The 17,109-nt window shown below is 64.6% G+C and carries 15 protein-coding genes; 7 read left to right on the top strand and 8 right to left on the bottom strand.

The window, feature by feature from the left end; genetic code table 11:
* Nucleotides 1-164: 164 nt before the first annotated feature.
* The 7 genes from glpE to ABE459_RS18755 all read right to left on the bottom strand — a co-directional run bounded on the left by glpE (nt 165) and on the right by ABE459_RS18755 (nt 7,797).
* On the bottom strand, nt 165-494 hold the full coding sequence (gene glpE, locus ABE459_RS18725; RefSeq protein ID WP_323833249.1) for a thiosulfate sulfurtransferase GlpE: 330 nt from the start codon (nt 492-494) through the stop codon (nt 165-167).
* A 13-nt stretch (nt 495-507) separates the two neighbouring features.
* Entirely contained in the window at nt 508-1,374 is an 867-nt protein-coding gene (locus ABE459_RS18730; RefSeq protein WP_346648119.1) for a symmetrical bis(5'-nucleosyl)-tetraphosphatase, read from the bottom strand.
* Nucleotides 1,374-1,754 (bottom strand): Co2+/Mg2+ efflux protein ApaG, encoded by a 381-nt coding sequence (apaG, locus tag ABE459_RS18735; protein WP_125462348.1) that lies wholly within the window; start codon nt 1,752-1,754, stop codon nt 1,374-1,376. Before apaG ends, ABE459_RS18730 begins: the two co-directional genes overlap by 1 nt.
* Nucleotides 1,755-1,879: 125 nt before the next feature.
* Nucleotides 1,880-2,680, bottom strand: coding sequence for a 16S rRNA (adenine(1518)-N(6)/adenine(1519)-N(6))-dimethyltransferase RsmA (rsmA, locus tag ABE459_RS18740; RefSeq protein ID WP_125462349.1), 801 nt, complete (start codon nt 2,678-2,680; stop codon nt 1,880-1,882).
* Entirely contained in the window at nt 2,677-3,666 is a 990-nt protein-coding gene (gene pdxA, locus ABE459_RS18745) for a 4-hydroxythreonine-4-phosphate dehydrogenase PdxA (RefSeq protein WP_125857213.1), read from the bottom strand. The genes rsmA and pdxA overlap by 4 nt, the downstream gene beginning before the upstream one ends.
* A complete protein-coding gene (gene surA, locus ABE459_RS18750) occupies nt 3,663-4,982 on the bottom strand; it encodes a peptidylprolyl isomerase SurA (protein WP_323833254.1) in 1,320 nt (439 codons plus the stop codon). The genes pdxA and surA overlap by 4 nt, the downstream gene beginning before the upstream one ends.
* Nucleotides 4,963-7,797: an LPS-assembly protein LptD gene (locus tag ABE459_RS18755; RefSeq protein ID WP_323833256.1), complete on the bottom strand. Its 2,835-nt coding sequence runs from the start codon at nt 7,795-7,797 to the stop codon at nt 4,963-4,965. Before ABE459_RS18755 ends, surA begins: the two co-directional genes overlap by 20 nt.
* A 131-nt stretch (nt 7,798-7,928) precedes the next feature.
* Here ABE459_RS18755 and ABE459_RS18760 point away from each other — a divergent pair, with 131 nt between their 5' ends.
* Genes ABE459_RS18760 through ABE459_RS18770 form a run of 3 tightly spaced genes read left to right on the top strand, consistent with a single transcriptional unit; the run spans nt 7,929 to nt 10,382 of the window.
* Complete coding sequence (locus tag ABE459_RS18760) at nt 7,929-8,948, top strand: phosphotransferase (RefSeq protein ID WP_323833258.1); 1,020 nt, start codon at nt 7,929-7,931, stop codon at nt 8,946-8,948.
* Nucleotides 8,945-9,616, top strand: coding sequence for an N-acetylmuramate alpha-1-phosphate uridylyltransferase MurU (gene murU, locus ABE459_RS18765; RefSeq protein WP_125462354.1), 672 nt, complete (start codon nt 8,945-8,947; stop codon nt 9,614-9,616). The genes ABE459_RS18760 and murU overlap by 4 nt, the downstream gene beginning before the upstream one ends.
* 1 nt (nt 9,617) lies before the next feature.
* Complete coding sequence (locus tag ABE459_RS18770) at nt 9,618-10,382, top strand: TerB family tellurite resistance protein (protein ID WP_125462355.1); 765 nt, start codon at nt 9,618-9,620, stop codon at nt 10,380-10,382.
* A gap of 46 nt (nt 10,383-10,428) precedes the next feature.
* Here ABE459_RS18770 and ABE459_RS18775 read toward each other — a convergent pair whose 3' ends face one another.
* On the bottom strand, nt 10,429-11,430 hold the full coding sequence (locus ABE459_RS18775; RefSeq protein ID WP_125462356.1) for an alpha/beta hydrolase family protein: 1,002 nt from the start codon (nt 11,428-11,430) through the stop codon (nt 10,429-10,431).
* 95 nt (nt 11,431-11,525) lie between these two features.
* Between ABE459_RS18775 and ABE459_RS18780 the strand changes: the two genes are divergently transcribed.
* From ABE459_RS18780 to ABE459_RS18795, 4 genes are all read left to right on the top strand, one after another.
* Nucleotides 11,526-13,925, top strand: coding sequence for a transporter substrate-binding domain-containing protein (locus ABE459_RS18780; protein ID WP_323833260.1), 2,400 nt, complete (start codon nt 11,526-11,528; stop codon nt 13,923-13,925).
* Nucleotides 13,919-14,551, top strand: coding sequence for a response regulator transcription factor (locus ABE459_RS18785; RefSeq protein WP_172670942.1), 633 nt, complete (start codon nt 13,919-13,921; stop codon nt 14,549-14,551). Before ABE459_RS18780 ends, ABE459_RS18785 begins: the two co-directional genes overlap by 7 nt.
* A 304-nt stretch (nt 14,552-14,855) precedes the next feature.
* The gene (locus ABE459_RS18790; RefSeq protein ID WP_110994274.1) at nt 14,856-15,968 is read left to right on the top strand and encodes an ABC transporter ATP-binding protein; all 1,113 of its coding nucleotides are present in this window, start codon (nt 14,856-14,858) and stop codon (nt 15,966-15,968) included.
* Nucleotides 15,969-16,016: 48 nt separating this feature from the next.
* Entirely contained in the window at nt 16,017-17,051 is a 1,035-nt protein-coding gene (locus ABE459_RS18795) for an ABC transporter substrate-binding protein (RefSeq protein WP_125462359.1), read from the top strand.
* Nucleotides 17,052-17,109 lie beyond the last annotated feature (58 nt).

A 17,109-nucleotide genomic window follows, 5' to 3' on the forward strand; every position in this document is an offset into this window, starting at 1 on the left:
CGCACGCCGGTGTACCGGCTCTCCCCTTTTTTGGATGGCCTGGGCTTAAGGATAGTTGGTTATACGAGAGGTCAAGGGCGGGGGGCGAAGAAGACATCCGCGACCGTTCGTCAGGTCGGTCGCGAGCCCGCACGGAACGCGGGCTGCAGGAAAAATGAAAAAAATTATTCAGCGCTGCCCTGGGCGGTTTCGCCCGGGTAGGTGCTGCGCCACAGCTCGAAGCCTCCGTCGATGCTGTAGACGTTGGAAAAGCCCTGGCCGACGAGATAGGCGGCGGCGCTCTGGCTGGAGTTGCCGTGGTAGCAGACTACCAGTGTAGGTGCGTCGAGGTCGGCGTTGCGGATGAAGTCGGCAACCGAGTGGTTATCCAGATGAGTGGCGCCGCTGATGTGGCCGGCGGCATAGGCTTGTGGGTCGCGAATGTCGACCACGACCGCGCCTTCTGCGCGCAGGGCGAGGGCCTGTTCGGGGGTGATGCGCTTGAATTCGCTCATGGGGGCGGTTCCTTCAGGGCTGATCGGTAGGGGCGGCCGGTGCTGCCGGCAGGCGAGGGGTGCCCTCGCGGGTGCAGTCGCAGCGGTGGTACTCGCCGCTGTCGACGTTGTACAGGGTCATGGCGCCACCCCAGACGCAGCCGGTGTCCAGGGCGATGACGCCCGGCGCATCGACGCGGCCTTCAAGGGCGGCCCAGTGGCCGAAGATGATCTTCACATGGCGCGCACGGCGGTCGGGGTGGTCGAACCATGGCTTGTAGCCTTTTGGCGCGCTGTCTGCGCCTTCCTTGGTCTTGAGGTCGAGCTTGCCGGCGGCGGTACAGAAGCGCATGCGGGTGAAGTAGTTGGTGATCACCCGTAGGCGCTCGACGCCTGCGAGATCCTTGCTCCACTTGTTCGGTTCATTGTCATACATGCCGTCCAGGTAGAGCTTCAGGCGATTGTCGTCGCGCAGCACTTCCTCGACTTCAGCAGCCAGCTCCAGCGCTCTGCCCAGGGTCCATTGCGGCGGGATCCCGGCATGAACCATGGCGATGCCACGGGGCTCGTCGTAGTGCAGCAGCTTCTGTTGGCGCAGCCAGTCGAACAGCTGGTCGGCGTCCGGCGCTTCGATGATTTCGCGCAGGGTGTCGCTCTTCTTCAGGCGCTCGACGTTATGCCAGGCGGCCAGCAGGTGCAGGTCGTGGTTACCCAGCACACACACCAGGGAGTGGCGGATGGAGTACAGGTAGCGCAGCGTTTCGAGCGACTCGGGGCCGCGGTTGACCAGGTCACCCACCAGCCACAGGCGATCGACGGCAGGGTCGAAGCGTACACGTTCGAGAAGGCACTTGAGCGGCTGCAGGCAGCCTTGCAGGTCACCGACCGCGTAAGTGGCCATCAGTGCAGGGCCCCGGGAACGGCCAGACGGAAGGGTGCGATCTCGGCATCGAAGCGTTTACCGTCTTCGGCGAACATCTGATAGCTGCCCTGCATGGTGCCAACGCGGGTGGTGATGACCGCCCCGCTGCTGTAGGTGTGGCTCTGGCCTGGGTCGATCAGCGGTTGTTGGCCGATCACGCCGGCGCCGCGCACTTCCTCGACTTCGCCATCGCCATTGGTGATCAGCCAGTGACGTGACATCAGCTTGGCCTTGACCGTGCCGTTGTTCTGCACGGTGATGGTGTAGGCGAAAGCGAAGCGACTGTTTTCGGGGTCGGATTGTTCTTTGAGGTAGCGGGTCACGACGCTGACGTCGATCTGGTAGCGGGGGTCGGACATGCAAGGGCCTTGGGCGAACTGACGCAATAATGCAGTCTAGGCCATTGGCGGGGGGGAGGGCCAGTCATGGCTGATCGCGGGGCAGGCCCGCTCCCACGGGAGCGAGCCTGTGTTGCGACGTGGGGTCAGCCTTGCTGCTCGGCCAGCTTGTCGGCCAGGCGCACGAACGCTGCCAGGTCCAGTTGCTCGGGGCGCAGGCTGCCATCGACGCCGGCAGCCTCGATGGCCTGGCTGTCGAGCAGGCCCTTGAGTGTGTTGCGCAGGGTCTTGCGGCGCTGGTTGAACGCTTCGCGCACGACACGCTCCAGCAGCAGAGGGTCCTTGGCCGGGTAAGGCAGCACTTCATGGGGCACCAGGCGCACGATGGCCGAATCGACCTTCGGTGGTGGGTTGAAGGCGCCGGGGCCTACGTTGAACAGGTGTTCCACGCGGCAGTGGTACTGCACCATGATCGACAACCGCCCCCAGTCACCACCGCCAGGCCCTGCGGCCATGCGCTCGACCACTTCCTTCTGCAGCATGAAATGCATGTCGCGGATCAGGTTGGCGTGTGCCAGCAGGTGGAAGATCAGCGGCGTGGAGATGTTGTAGGGCAGGTTGCCCACGACCTTCAGGCTGCGTTGCGGTACGCCCAACTGATTGAAGTCGAACTTCAGGGCGTCGCCCTGGTGCAGGCGGAAATTGTCACGCCCGGCGAACTTGTGTTGCAGGATCGGCACCAGGTCCTTGTCCAGCTCCACCACGTCCAGTTGTGCGCCGCTGTTCAGCAGGCCCTCGGTGAGGGCGCCCTGGCCAGGGCCGATTTCCAGCAGGTTTTCGCCGGCCTTGGCGTGGATCGCCCGCAGAATGCGGTCGATGATTCCGGCGTCATGCAGGAAGTTCTGGCCGAAGCGCTTGCGCGCCCGGTGTTGGTAATGCTCGGTCATGGTCGGTTCTCGGCCATCTGGTAGGCGGTTTCCAGGGCGACGCGCAGGCTGCCGGTGTCGATCTTGCCGGTGCCGGCCAGGTCCAGGGCGGTGCCGTGGTCGACCGAAGTACGGATGATCGGCAGGCCCAGCGTCACGTTGACCGCGGCGCCGAAACCCTTGTACTTGAGTACGGGCAGGCCTTGGTCGTGGTACATCGCCAGCACTGCGTCGCAGTGCTCCAGATATTTGGGGGTAAACAGGGTATCGGCCGGTAATGGTCCGCGCAGGTCCATGCCTTCGGTACGCAGGCGCTCCAGTACGGGCTCGATGATGTCGATTTCTTCGCGGCCAAGGTGGCCGCCTTCGCCGGCATGCGGGTTGAGCCCGCAGACCAGGATGCGTGGTTTGCCGATGCCGAACTTGTCACGCATGTCCGCATGCAGGATGCGGGTCACGCGCTCCAGGCGCTCGGCGGTGATGGCGTCGGCAATGTCGCGCAGCGGCAGGTGCGTGGTCACCAGGGCCACGCGCAGGCCATGGGTGGCCAGCATCATGACCACCTGTGCGGTGTGGGTGAGCTCGGCAAGGAACTCGGTATGCCCGGAGAAGGCGATACCGCTCTCGTTGATCACGCCTTTGTGCACCGGGGCGGTGATCATCCCGGCAAAGTGCCCGTCAAGGCAGCCTTGCCCGGCGCGTGTCAGCGTTTCCAGCACGAATGCGGCGTTGGCCTGGTTCAGTTGCCCGGCGGCCACGGGTGCGGCCAAGGGCGTATCCCAGACGTACAAGCTGCCGGCAGGGGCAGGGTGTTCGGGCAGGTTGTCTGGAGTGACGGCCAGCAGGCTGACGGCCAGGCCCAGCTGCGTGGCCCGCTCGGCGAGCAGGTCACGGCTGGTGATGGCGATCAGGGGATGGGGCTGGGCCTCGGCGGCGAGCAGCAGGCACAGGTCGGGGCCTATGCCGGCTGGTTCGCCGGGTGTAACGGCAAAGCGCAGGGGCTTCACTGGGTGGCCTGGTCAGCGCCAGGCAGCTTGACTTCAACGTAGGCCTCGTCGCGGATCTGGCGCAGCCAGGTCTGCAGCTCTTCGTCGTACTTGCGGTTGCGCAGGACGCTCATGGCCTGCTGCTCACGGGCTTTTTCAGTGCTGTCGGTGGCGCGGCGGCCCAGCACTTCAAGCACGTGCCAGCCGTACTGGGTGCGGAACGGCTTGGTCACCACGCCTTGTTTGGCGTCGGCCATCTGCTCGCGGAATTCCGGGACCAGGCTGTCCGGGTCGACCCAGTTCAGGTCGCCACCGTGGAGTGCCGAGCCTGGGTCTTCCGAGAAGCTCTTGGCCAGGGTGGCAAAGTCTTCGCCGCTGTTGATCCGGTCGTACAGTTTTTCAGCGAGCTCCTTGGTGGCGGCTTCGCTGCGGATCTCGCTTGGCTTGATCAGGATGTGGCGCACATGCACTTCGTCACGCAGCACGCTCTCGCTGCCACCACGTTTCTCCTCGAGCTTGAGGATGATGAAGCCGTTGGGGATGCGAATAGGCTGGGTGACGTCGCCGGCGCTCATGCTGCTGAGCATCTTGGCGAAGTCCGGTGGCAGTTGGCCGGCTTTACGCCAGCCCATCTCGCCGCCTTCCAGGGCGTTCTCGCTGGCCGAGCGTTCGATGGCCAGCTTGCCGAAGTCGGCGCCCTGCTTGAGCTGCTGGTAGACCTGGCCGGCCTGCTGGGCTGCCGCCTGGATCGCCGTGGAGTTGGCGCTTTCCGGGGTCGGGATGAGGATGTTGGCCAGGCGGTACTCTTCCGACATCTGCATCTTGCCGAGGTCGGAGTTGAGGAAGTTCTTCACTTCCTGCTCGGACACCTGGATGCGTTCGGCGACACGACGCTGACGCACGCGGCTGATGATCATCTCGCGCTTGATCTGTTCGCGGGCGTCGTCGAACGACAGGCCATCATGGGCCAGGGCAGCACGGAACTGCTCGGGCGACATGCCATTGCGCTGGGCAATCGTGCCGACGGCCTGGTTCAGCTCCTCATCGGTGATGCGGATGCCCGAGCGCTCGCCGATCTGCAGTTGCAGGTTCTCGACGATCAGGCGCTCCAGCACCTGCTGCTCCAGCGCACCGGCCGGTGGCACACCACCGCCACGCTTGGCGATGGTCTGCTGCACTTCGCGCACGCGCTGGTCCAGTTGGCTCTGCATGACCACGTCGTTGTCGACGATGGCCACTACGCGGTCCAGGGACTGCGGTGCGGCATGCGCCGCGCCGCTGAGTAAAACGGCGCCCAGCATCAGCGGGCGCAGACGATCAATAAGCTTGGTCTTCACGTTCACGATAACCTTGAATGCCTTTGTCCAGGAACGACTCAACCTTGTTGCCCACTACGCCGCCGAGGCCCTTGAGCACGACTTGCAGGAAGATACCGTGGTCGCCCTTCTCGTTGTCCGGGACCGCCTGGCTGAAATCGTCGTAGTCCATCCAGTAGCGGTTGATCAGGCGCAGCTTCCAGCAGCAGTTGTCGTATTCGAAGCCGCCCATGGCTTCCAGGGTGCGGTTGCGGTTGTAGTCGTGCTGCCAGCGTGCGATCACACTCCACTGCGGCACGATCGGCCAGATGACCGAGAAGTCGTGCTGCTGGATCTTGTAGTAATCCTTGATGTAGCCCGGTTCGCCTGGTGTGCCGTAGTCGCCGCCGCCTACTTTCCACAAGCCGGTCAGCGAGTCATAGGTGATCAGGTCGTTGCGGTAGCGGTAGCCGAGGTTGACGATCTTGTTCGGATTGTCTTCAGGCTGGTAGTGGAACATGGCGCTACCCGAGCGGGTGCTGCGGCTGTCCGGGTCCCAGTTGAAGTCCGAGTTGAAGCGCCAGTCGCGGTTGAAGGCGTACTCGTATTCCAGTGCATACGGTGAGACATCCGACAGGCTGTCCTTGCGGGTGCTGTAGTCGATGCCTGGCAACTGGACCTTGCGATCCTTGAAGTAGTAGGCCTGGCCAATGCTGAAGCGCTGACGCTGGAAGCCGTTGTCCTCGATCCAGCGGTTGGTCACACCCAGCGACAGCTTGTTTTCGTCGCCGATGCGGTCGGTGCCGCTGAAGCGGTTGTCGCGGAACAACGAGCCGTAGTCGAACAGGCGCTCGCCCGAATCGAAGATCGGAATGGCCTTCTGGTCCTTGTACGGGACGTAGAGGTAGAACAGTCGTGGCTCGAGGGTCTGGCGGTAATTGGTGCCGAACATCTGGGTGTTGCGGTCGAAGTACAGGCCGCTGTCGACGCTGAAGATCGGGATGTCACGGTTCAGCGTACTGTTGTAGCTGCCGTAGCCCGGAAGGCCCGACTGCGTGATCGCCTGGGCCTGGCCCTGGCTGTCCAGATCAAGGTCGTAGCGGGTAACGGCGTACTTGAGCTTCGGTTTGACATAGCCGTAGCTCGCCTCCATCGGCAGACTGATAGCGGGTGCCGCATGCAGACGGGTACCGTTGGCCCGGGCGATGCCGGTGACACTCTCGTCAAGGCGACGACCGCCCAGAACGTTGCCGGCATCATCAGTCACGACGCCGAGTGAAGTGTCAGGCTTGCCATCCTTGTCGAACACCAGATCGTTCTTCAGGTCACGTTCGAAGCGTACGGCTTCGGCTTCGTAGCTGAGGTCGAGCCCTTCAGGGTGGTACGGCAGCAAGCCGGTGATCGAAAGCTGTGGAAGTTTGTCGTAGGGGGTGATCTGCGAAATGGTCGCCATTTCGTAGGCATGCACGTTCAACCGGGCGGTGTAGTCGTCGCCACGGTAGTTGAGCGTGCCGCGCTGGTTGACGTAGTCCCGGCTCTCGACACCGATCTGGTCCGATTCCAGGTCCTGGAAGTAGAACGGGTCGCTGATGTCGGTGTAGTCCACCTCGCCCATCAGGCGATCATCCAGGCCGCCCTTGTGCTGCCAGTTGATCATCCAGCGTTCTTTCTTGTAGTCCGTCTGCAGCTTGCGGTCGTCGTCCTGATCGCTCAGGTAGGCGCCACCGAACTGACCTTCGCTGGATTTGGTCAGGTAGCGGAACTCGCCTTCCATGAGCATGCCGCGCTTGGCCATGTAGCGCGGGTACAACGTGGCGTCGTAGTTCGGCGCCAGGTTGAAGTAGTACGGGGTGACCAGCATGAAGCCGGTATCGCTGCTGCTGCTGAACGATGGCGGCAGGAAACCGGACTGCCGACGATCATCGATCGGGAAGTAGATGTACGGCGTATAGAAGACCGGGAAGTCCTTGACCCGCAGCGTGACGTTGGTGGCAGTACCAAAGCCGGTGGCCGGGTTGAGGGTGATGTTGTTGCCCTTGAGCTGCCATGCGTTGCTGCCCGGCTCACAGGTGGTATAGGTACCGTCCTTGAGGCGGATGATCGCGTTTTCCGCGCGCTTGGCGTACAGCGCATTACCGCGGATGTGCGATTTGTGCATCACGTATTCGGCGTTGTCGACCCGGGCTTCGCCGGTGTCGAGCTGAATCTGTGCCTCATCGCCGACTACCAGCGAGCCGTTGTCACGGATCTTGACGTTGCCCTTGAGCTCGCCACGGTTCTCGGCCTGGTACAGGTTGGCTTCGTCCGCTTCGGCCTGCATGCTGCCCTGGCGCATGACCACGTCACCGGCGAGGGTGGCGATCTGCTGCTCCTGCTGGTACTTGGAAACCTTGGCGTTGATGTAGGTCGGGGCTTCGTCCTTGGGCGTGGTGTCATCCATGCCCGGGCGGATTGGCTCGATATAGGCGCCGCCGCAGTACGGGCCGGTCTCGGCCAGTTGCGCGGCAGTGAGCTTCTCGCGGGGTACCCAGTCGAGGTGGCTGTAGTCTTCGCTGCGCGATTTCAGGGCGCGGCCCTTGCTCTCGGTAACCAGTACCGGCTTGTCGGCCTGTTCCTGGGCTACTTGCTCCGGTGTTTCATCACCGGAACTGGCGGCAGCGGCACCCGGATGAACCGGGCGAGGCGGCAGGTTACTGGCAGCCTTGGGCTTGCAGTCCCAGCCGCCGGAAGCGGACACTTGGCAGTCGAACTGCTCGGCTGCTAACGCATGCGGCATGGCCAAAGGTTGCAGGGCCAGCAGACCGCCAGTGACCAGCAATGGAAACTTTCTACGAAACGCGGGGGATTTCAATGCCATCTTATTAGTCCGGGCTTCCTGCGTGCCATCTGCCCGCGTGTGGGGGCCGCACGCCTCTCGATGGTCTGAAAAAGATGCTGGATAATAAAGCATGACCCGCTTGACGGCTAGCGCCGTCGGAGACCCTTGTAATGCCCGACCAAGATGTACGTCTGCAACAACTGACTGCCTGGCTCGCCGAGCAGCTCGAGATTCTATTTCGCACCAACGGCTGGGGTGACGTGCCCGCCGGCAGCCTGACCGCCGCCAGCAGCGATGCGAGTTTCCGCCGCTACTTCCGCTGGGAGTGCGCCGACCACAGCTTCGTGGTCATGGATGCGCCACCGCCCCAGGAAAACTGCCGCCCGTTCGTTGACATCGACCAATTGCTGGCCAGTGCGGGCGTGCATGTGCCGCAGATCCATGCCCAGGACCTTGAGCGCGGCTTCCTGCTTTTGGGCGATATGGGCCGCCAGACTTACCTGGACGTCATCGATGCCGACAACGCCGATGCCTTGTTCAAGGACGCCATCGAAGCCTTGCTGGCGTTCCAGCGCCTGCCAATGGACGCCCCTTTGCCGAGCTACGACGATGCGCTGCTGCGCCGCGAAGTCGAGCTGTTCCCGGAGTGGTACGTTGGCCGCGAGCTGGGCGCGAAGCTGACCGAGGCCCAGCAGGCCAGCTGGCAGCGGGTCAGCCAGCTGTTGATCGACAGCGCCCTGGCGCAACCTAAAGTGCTGGTGCACCGCGACTACATGCCGCGCAACCTGATGCAAAGCACGCCGAACCCCGGCGTGCTGGATTTCCAGGACGCAGTCTACGGCCCGGTCACCTACGACATCACCTGCCTGTTCAAGGACGCTTTCCTCAGTTGGCCCCAGGCCCGCGTCGAGGGGTGGCTCAGCGATTACTGGCGAAAGGCCCAGGCTGCCGGTATTCCAGTACAGCCGGCATTCGAGGACTTCCACCGCGCCAGCGACCTGATGGGGGTGCAGCGCCACCTCAAGGTGATCGGTATTTTCGCCCGCATCTGCCACCGTGACGGCAAACCGCGCTACCTCACTGACGTACCGCGTTTCTTCGCCTATATAGATGAAGTGATTGGTCGTCGTCCGGAGTTGGCCGAGCTGGGCGCGCTGATCAGCGAACTCAAGGCCGGGGCCCATTCATGAAGGCAATGATCCTCGCGGCGGGCAAGGGCGAGCGCATGCGCCCACTGACCCTGCACACCCCCAAGCCGCTGGTGCCGGCCGCCGGCAAGCCATTGATCGAATACCACCTGGAAGCGCTGGCCCGAGCCGGCTTCACCGAAGTGGTCATCAACCATGCCTGGCTCGGCCAGCAGATCGAGGATCACCTGGGCGATGGCAGCCGCTTCGGCCTGCGCCTGCGCTACTCGCCGGAAGGCGAACCGCTGGAGACCGGCGGCGGCATCTTCAAGGCGCTGCCGCTGCTGGGTGATGCGCCGTTCGTGCTGGTCAACGGCGATATCTGGACCGACTACGACTTCAGCGCGTTGCAGGCGCCGTTGCAGGGGCTCGCGCACCTGGTGCTGGTAGACAACCCTGGGCACCACGGGCGAGGCGACTTCCGTCTGCTGGGCGAGCAGGTAACTGATGGCGATGACGCGCCCGGGACCCTGACTTTCAGCGGTATCTCGGTGCTCGACCCGGCGCTGTTCGACGCTTGCCAACCCGGCGCCTTCAAGCTCGCACCGCTGTTGCGCAAGGCCATGGCTGCGGGCCAGGTGAGTGGCGAGCACTACCGGGGGCACTGGGTTGATGTCGGCACTGTCGAACGCCTGGCCGATGTCGAACGCCTGATTGGCGAGCGCGCCTGACATGTGGTGGCCAAGCACAGTGATTGGTGCCGGGGCCGGTTTCGCCATGGCCAGTATCCCCGGGGCTTTGCTCGGGGCGCTGCTGGGCCAGGCCATGGATCGGCGCCTGCGTCTGCAGGGATGGGAGGACATGCGCGAGCGCCTGGGCGGGCGCCCGGCGCTGCGCGACGAAGAGTTGCTGTTCGTGCTGCTTGGGCGTCTGGCCAAGAGCGATGGCCGGGTTGCCGAGGGGCATATCCAGCAGGCGCGTCAGGAAATGACCCGGCTGGACCTGGCGGAACCCGCGCGGCTGCGGGCGATTGCCGCGTTCAATCGGGGCAAGTCGGGCAAGGGCCGGTTGGGTCATTACCTGCGCCGGATCAAGTTGCAGCCGCATGCCGCCGAGGGCACCTTGCGCGCCTGCTGGCGAATGGTCTGGGCGGATGGCAAGGCCGGCCGGCATGAGCACGATCTGCTGCTGCGCTGGGGCGAGCAGCTTGGGCTTAGCCGTCAGCAGGTGCAGGCCCTGGCCAAGGAGTACGAGCCACGGCGGTCGTCCGTCGAAGGCGGTGTGATGACCTATGCCGCTGCCCTGCGTCTTCTTGGGGTGGAGCCGGACACCGAGGCCGACAAGGTCAAGCAGGCCTATCGGCGACTGCTCAGCCGGCACCATCCGGACAAGCTGGTGGGCAGTGGTGCCAGTGAGGCCAAGGTGCGCGAGGCGACCGAGCACACGCGCGAGCTGCACCAGGCCTATGCCCTGATCCGCAAGCGGCGGGGCCTCTAACTAAGTCATCGCGGGGCAAGCTCGCATCGGCGCCCCGCGATGATCGTCACTGTTCCTGCGGTGTCAGCCAGCCGCGAACCCGACGTAGCAACTGCTCTTGCTCCGCTGCCTTGTTACCCGGCATGGCCATCAGCGAAATCTGCCGGTACGCGCTGTCCTTCTGCCGCTTGCTGGCCTGCAGGCGCTGCTCGGCGGCCAGGCGGTCCTGGGGGCGCGAGGTGTAGTAGAGGTCGGCGGTCGGCACTTTCAGGGTCGGGGTGAGGCTCAGCAGGTCGTGCTCGACCCGTGCGGGCGTCTGCGCCGCGACCATCACCAGTTTCTGTACCTCTGGCGGCTGCTTCTCGCTGAGGTAGCGCGCCGCCCAGTAGGCGCCGCTGCCGTTGCCCAGCAGCACGATGCTGCGTGCCTGTTGCTGTTGCGCATAGGCCACGGCGGCATCCAGGCGGGCGAAGATGCGCTCGGCGTCGTCCTGGTCGGTGTGTTCGTCGGCCTTGGCGGCGTCGGTGCTTTCGGCGGTGTCCGCCTCGGCGGCCGTGGCCTGGGCAACGTTGGCGTTGGCGTCTGCGGGGGTATCCTTGGTCGGCGCTGTTTCACCTGCGTCCTTGGCCGGTTCTGCGGCGGGCTTGGCCTCGGCGCGCGCCTGCGGGCGTTCGGCCAGCAGGTCTGGAAGGCTCACGCTCAAGGTGTGCCAGCCGACATCGGGGAAGCCGCGGCGCAGCGGCCCGACCGTGGTCGGCCAGTCGGCGCTTTCGCCGGCACCGGGGACGATGATCAGCGCACCTTTCGGGTCGCTGTCGTTGGCCGGCTTCCACAGCGCCAGGAAGTGTTCGCCGTTGGCCTGCAGGGTCTGCTGCTCGGCCTTGGGCACCTGGCGCTCGAGGGCCAGGGCATCGTCCTGGCTGCGTTCGGCCAGCGCCGGGCGCACTACGGGGGCAGGGGCAGCCTCGGCGGCGGCATCGGGTTTTTCGGCATCGGCCGCTTGCGCGCCGAGGGGCAGGAGCGCGGCCAGGCAGAACATGGCCAGCGTCGTGCGATAGAGTGTGAGCATGGATCGGTCCAAGGCCATAAAGTTATCGGCAGCCTAATAGTATTTGTCCGCGACGGCCACGTCAGGTGGCCGTCCTTGCCAAGACGAGCGTAGAGATGAAGCGAGTGCGTTGCCTGTGGGTTATCGGCTGGTTGTGTCTACCCTTGATCGCTTTGGCGCGCCCGGAGGCGCCGCCTTCGGTAGTGCTGGAGCCTGCCCAGCAACAGTGGCTGGAGGCGCATCGCAGCCTGCGGGTCGGCCTGGTGCTGCAAGCGCCCTATGCCCAGTTCGACAGGCGTTTGCAGCAGTTCTACGGGGCCAACGTCGAGCTGGTCAGTGCGCTGGCCCAGGCGCTCAGGCTCGACCTGACCTGGCGCGGCTTCACCGATGAAGCGGCCCTGGAGCACGCGCTGCAAGCTGGCGAGATCGATTTCGCCCCAGGCCTGACCCAGACCCCCGCCAGCCTGCGCAACTGGTTGTTCAGCGACCCGTACATGCGCGTGCCGCAATTGGTGGTGGGCCTGCGCAGCGGTGCGGTGGCGGTGGACCTGGAGAAGCTCGGCGCCAACGATCGAGTGGCGGTGCGCATGCCATCCAGGCTTGCCGACTACCTGCGCGGCAACTACGGCAACCTCAACCTGCAGGGCGTGCCCAACGAGCGTGAGGCCCTGCAACTGGTGCTGGGCGGGCAGGCCGGTTTTGCCGTGCTGGACGAGGCGCAGCTCAGTCGCCTGTCCCGCGAGAGTGAGTTTGGCGAGCTGGCCGTGGTCGGTGACATCGGCCTGCCGCAATTGCTACGGGTGGGTTCGCGGCGCGACTGGCCGCTGTTGGCCGACGTCCTTGAGCGCGGGCTGCAGGCCATGCCGGCCAAGGACCTCGAGCAGATCCACCAACGCTGGCTGCAACCGAAATACCCGCGCTTCTCCGAATCGCCCGGTTTCTGGCAGAACCTCGCCTTGCTGTTCGGCCTGTTGCTGTTGTGCGCCCTGGCCACGCTGGTGTGGCAGCGTCGCCAACAGCGAGGGCTGGAGCGCGGCTTGCTGGCGGCACGCGAGAGCCTGGCCGAGCGCCAGACCCGCGAGCAGGCGCTGCGCCTGAGCCAGTTCTCCATCGACCAGAGCACCGTCGGGATTCTGTGGGTCAACTGGGACAGCCACGTGCGCTACGCCAACCACGCCGCCGAACGCATGCTCGGTTTTGCCGAGAACGCCTTGCTTGAGCGCCCGCTGATCGACATCGAGCCCACCCTGGCCATGGACCGCTGGCTGGCGCTGTGGAAACGCGCCCGTGGCGGCGAAGGCGAGTTGCAGTTCGAGAGCCAGTGCCGCTGCGCTGATGGCAGTTTGCTGCCGGTCGACCTGTCGTTGTCGTTCCTGCGTTTTCGCGATGCCGAATACCTGGTGGTGTTCCTCACCGATGTCACCGAGCGCCGCCGGGCGCTGGCCGCCCTGCGCGAAAGCGAAGCGCGGCTCAAGGGGATCGCCGGCAACGTGCCAGGGCTGGTGTTCCGCCTGGAGCGCGACGCCGCCGAAGGCGAGTTGGAGTTCCCCTACATCAGTGAAGGCAGCGAAGCGCTGGTCGGTTACACCCCGGCGGCGATCCAGCACCCTGACATGGGCCTGCGCAACCTGGTGCATCCGCAGGACCGCGCCGATTATCACCGGGTTCAGGACATGGCCCTGGCCACTGACCAGGACTGGTCGTGGCAGGGCCGCATCCTCACCCGTCAGGGCGAGCAGCGCTGGGCCGACATCAAGGCCACCACCCGGCGCCTGGCCGATGGCCGAATGGTGTGGGACGGGGTGGTCTGGGACATCACCCAGGGCAAGCAGGCCGAGTTGGCACTGGCCGCGTCCCAGGAGCAACTGCGCGAGTTGTCGGCGCACCTGGAGAGCGTGCGCGAAGAGGAGAAGGCGCGGATTGCCCGCGAGGTGCACGACGAACTGGGGCAGATGCTGACGGTGCTCAAGCTTGAAGTGTCGATGTGCGAGCTGGCGTTCGCCGAACTGGACCCCGCTCTCAACGAGCGCCTGTCCAGCATGAAACGCCTGATCGCCCAGTTGTTCGGGCTGGTTCGCGACGTGGCCACGGCCCTGCGCCCACCGATCCTCGACGCCGGTATCGCCTCGGCCATCGAGTGGCAGGCGCGGCGCTTTGAAGCGCGCACGCAGATACCCTGCCTGGTGCAGGTGCCGGACAATCTGCCACCCTTGAGTGATGCCAAGGCCATCGGCCTGTTCCGTATCCTGCAGGAGGCGCTGACCAACGTGATGCGCCATGCCCAGGCGCACACGGTGCAGATCGATCTGGTGCACGAGGCAGGGCAGTTGCGCATGACCGTGATCGACGACGGCGTGGGGTTTGCCATGGAGGCGGCGCGGCCGACGTCGTTCGGCCTGGTGGGTGTGCGTGAGCGGGTGTTGATGCTCGGTGGCAGCATGAGCCTGGACAGCGAACCGGGCGAGGGCACCAGCCTGAGCGTGGCGATTCCTTTGAAGCAGGAGAAACAATCGTGATTCGAGTGCTGGTGGCCGAAGACCACACCATCGTCCGGGAAGGCATCAAACAATTGATCGGCCTGGCCAAGGACATGCAGGTGGCGGGCGAGGCGGGCAATGGCGAGCAGTTGCTCGAGACCCTGCGCCACACGCCCTGCGAGGTGGTGCTGCTGGATATCTCCATGCCTGGGGTGAACGGCCTGGAGGCGATCCCGCGGATCCGCGCGCTGAACAACCCGCCGGCGATCCTGATGTTGTCCATGCATGACGAAGCGCAGATGGCGGCGCGGGCGCTCAAGGCCGGTGCGGCGGGCTATGCCACCAAGGACAGCGACCCGGCGCTGCTGCTCACGGCCATCCGCCGGGTGGCCGGGGGCGGGCGTTACATCGACCCGGCCCTGGCCGACCGCATGGTGTTCGAGGTGGGCCTGACCGAAACCCGGCCGCTGCACACACTACTGTCGGAGCGCGAGTTCTCGGTGTTCGAGCGCCTGGCCCAGGGCGCCAACGTCAACGACATCGCCCTGCAGCTGGCGCTGTCGAGCAAGACCATCAGCACCCACAAGGCGCGGCTGATGCAGAAGCTCAAGGTCAACTCGCTGGCGGAGCTGGTGAAGTACGCCATGGAGCACAAGCTGGTGTGAGTGTTCTGGTTGCGACAGGTAGTGCAGCGGCCTTGCCCATATCCCTGTGGGAGCGGGTTTACCCGCGAATGGGCCTGACCTGCTGATCTCAGTGGCTGCACCGGCCTCTTCGCGGGTTAACCCGCTCCCACAGACTCGGCGTGAACCCTGATTGGCATTCCAAACGCGCCATCCTTGTAGGGCGATCCCTACAACAAATCTTCCATCCGGATGATGGCATTCTCTCAGTGCCCCCGATTTTCGGGCGTTTGCGCCTCTTCTACTCTTTTGCCTACGCAGTCATTCCAACAAGAAGGTGCAGGGCATGAGCGAGGCGAATTCGAACGAGACGCTGGTCAGCTTCCGTGGTGTGCAGAAGAGCTACGACGGCGAATCGCTGATCGTCAAAGACCTCAACCTGGACATTCGCAAGGGTGAGTTCCTGACCCTGCTCGGCCCCTCCGGCTCGGGCAAGACCACCAGCCTGATGATGCTGGCCGGCTTTGAAACCCCTACCGCCGGCGAGATCCAGCTGGCCGGGCGCTCGATCAACAACGTGCCGCCGCACAAGCGCGACATTGGCATGGTGTTCCAGAACTACGCGCTGTTCCCGCACATGACCGTGGCCGAGAACCTGGCCTTCCCGCTGACCGTGCGCAACCTGAGCAAGACCGACGTCAGCGAGCGGGTCAAGCGCGTGCTCAACATGGTCCAACTCGATGCCTTCGCCAAGCGCTACCCCGGGCAGCTGTCCGGCGGCCAGCAGCAGCGCGTGGCGCTGGCCCGGGCCTTGGTGTTCGAACCCCAGCTGGTGCTGATGGACGAACCGCTCGGCGCCCTCGACAAGCAACTGCGCGAACACATGCAGATGGAAATCAAGCATATCCACCAGCGTCTGGGCGTGACCGTGGTGTACGTGACCCATGACCAGGGCGAGGCGTTGACCATGTCCGACCGGGTAGCGGTGTTCCATCAGGGTGAGATCCAGCAGATCGCCGACCCGCGCACCCTCTACGAAGAACCCTGCAACACCTTCGTCGCCAACTTCATCGGTGAGAACAACCGTATCAACGGCACCCTGCTGGCCAGCGATGGCAAGCGTTGCCAGGTGCAGCTGGGCCGCGGCGAGCGGGTCGAGGCGCTGGCGGTCAACGTCGGCCAGGCCGGCGAGCCGGTCACCCTGTCGATCCGCCCCGAGCGCGTGCGCCTCAACGGCCACAGCGAAAGCTGCGTCAATCGCTTCTCCGGCCGGGTGGCCGAGTTCATCTACCTGGGTGACCACGTGCGGGTGCGCCTGGAAGTCTGCGGCAAGGCCGACTTCTTCGTGAAGCAGCCGATTGCCGAACTCGACCCGGCCCTGGCCGTGGGAGATGTGGTACCGCTGGGCTGGGAGGTGGAGCACGCCCGCGCGCTCGATCCGATTGCACAAGCCCACTGATGGACTGATGGATTGCTTCACCAACCCTGTACTGTGGAGAGAATAATAATGCGCAAGCAGTTGAAACTGACCGCCCTGGCCCTGGGGCTGTTCGCCGCCGGCCAGGCCATGGCCGCGGACCTGACGGTGGTGTCGTTCGGTGGCGCCAACAAGGCGGCCCAGGTCAAGGCGTTCTACGAGCCATGGGAGAAGGCCGGCAAGGGCAAGATCGTCGCCGGTGAGTACAACGGGGAAATGGCCAAGATCAAGGCCATGGTCGACACCAACAGCGTTTCGTGGAACCTGGTCGAGGTCGAGTCGCCGGAGCTGGCGCGCGGCTGTGACGAGGGCATGTTCGAGGAACTCGACCCGGCCCTGTTCGGCAACGAAAGCGATTACGTCAAGGGTGCCATCCAGCCGTGCGGCGTTGGCTTCTTCGTCTGGTCCACGGTCATGGCCTATAACGCTGACAAGCTCAAGACCGCGCCCACCAGCTGGGCCGATTTCTGGGACACGAAGAAATTCCCGGGTAAGCGCGGCCTGCGCAAGGGCGCCAAGTACACCCTGGAGTTCGCCTTGATGGCCGACGGCGTGGCGCCGAAGGATGTCTATCAGGTGCTGGGCACCAAGGAGGGTGTGGACCGCGCCTTCAAGAAACTCGATGAGCTCAAACCGAGCATCCAGTGGTGGGAAGCCGGTGCTCAGCCACCGCAGTACCTGGCCTCGGGTGACGTGGTCATGAGTTCGGCCTACAACGGCCGCATCGCCGCGGTGCAAAAAGAGAGCAACCTCAAGGTGGTATGGAACGGTGGCATCTACGACTTCGACGCCTGGGCCATCCCGAAAGGTGCCAAGGATGCCGAAGAGGCGAAGAAATTCATCGCCTACAGCGTCCAGCCCGAGCAGCAGAAGATCTACTCCGAGAACATCGCCTACGGTCCGGCCAACAGCAAAGCCGTGAGCCTGCTGTCGGACGAGGTGAAGAAAGACATGCCGACCACGCCTGAGAACATTGCCAACCAGGTGCAGATCGACGTGGCCTTCTGGGCCGACAACAGCGAACAGCTGGAGCAACGCTTCAACGCCTGGGCGGCGAAGAAGTAACGCTCGGGACCTTGGGCCGCCACGCGGCCCATCGCCGGGGCGCCGGCGCCCGCGGGGC

This window comes from Pseudomonas sp. TWI923 (genome assembly GCF_039673365.1).
In the GTDB taxonomy this organism is placed as follows: domain Bacteria; phylum Pseudomonadota; class Gammaproteobacteria; order Pseudomonadales; family Pseudomonadaceae; genus Aquipseudomonas; species Aquipseudomonas sichuanensis.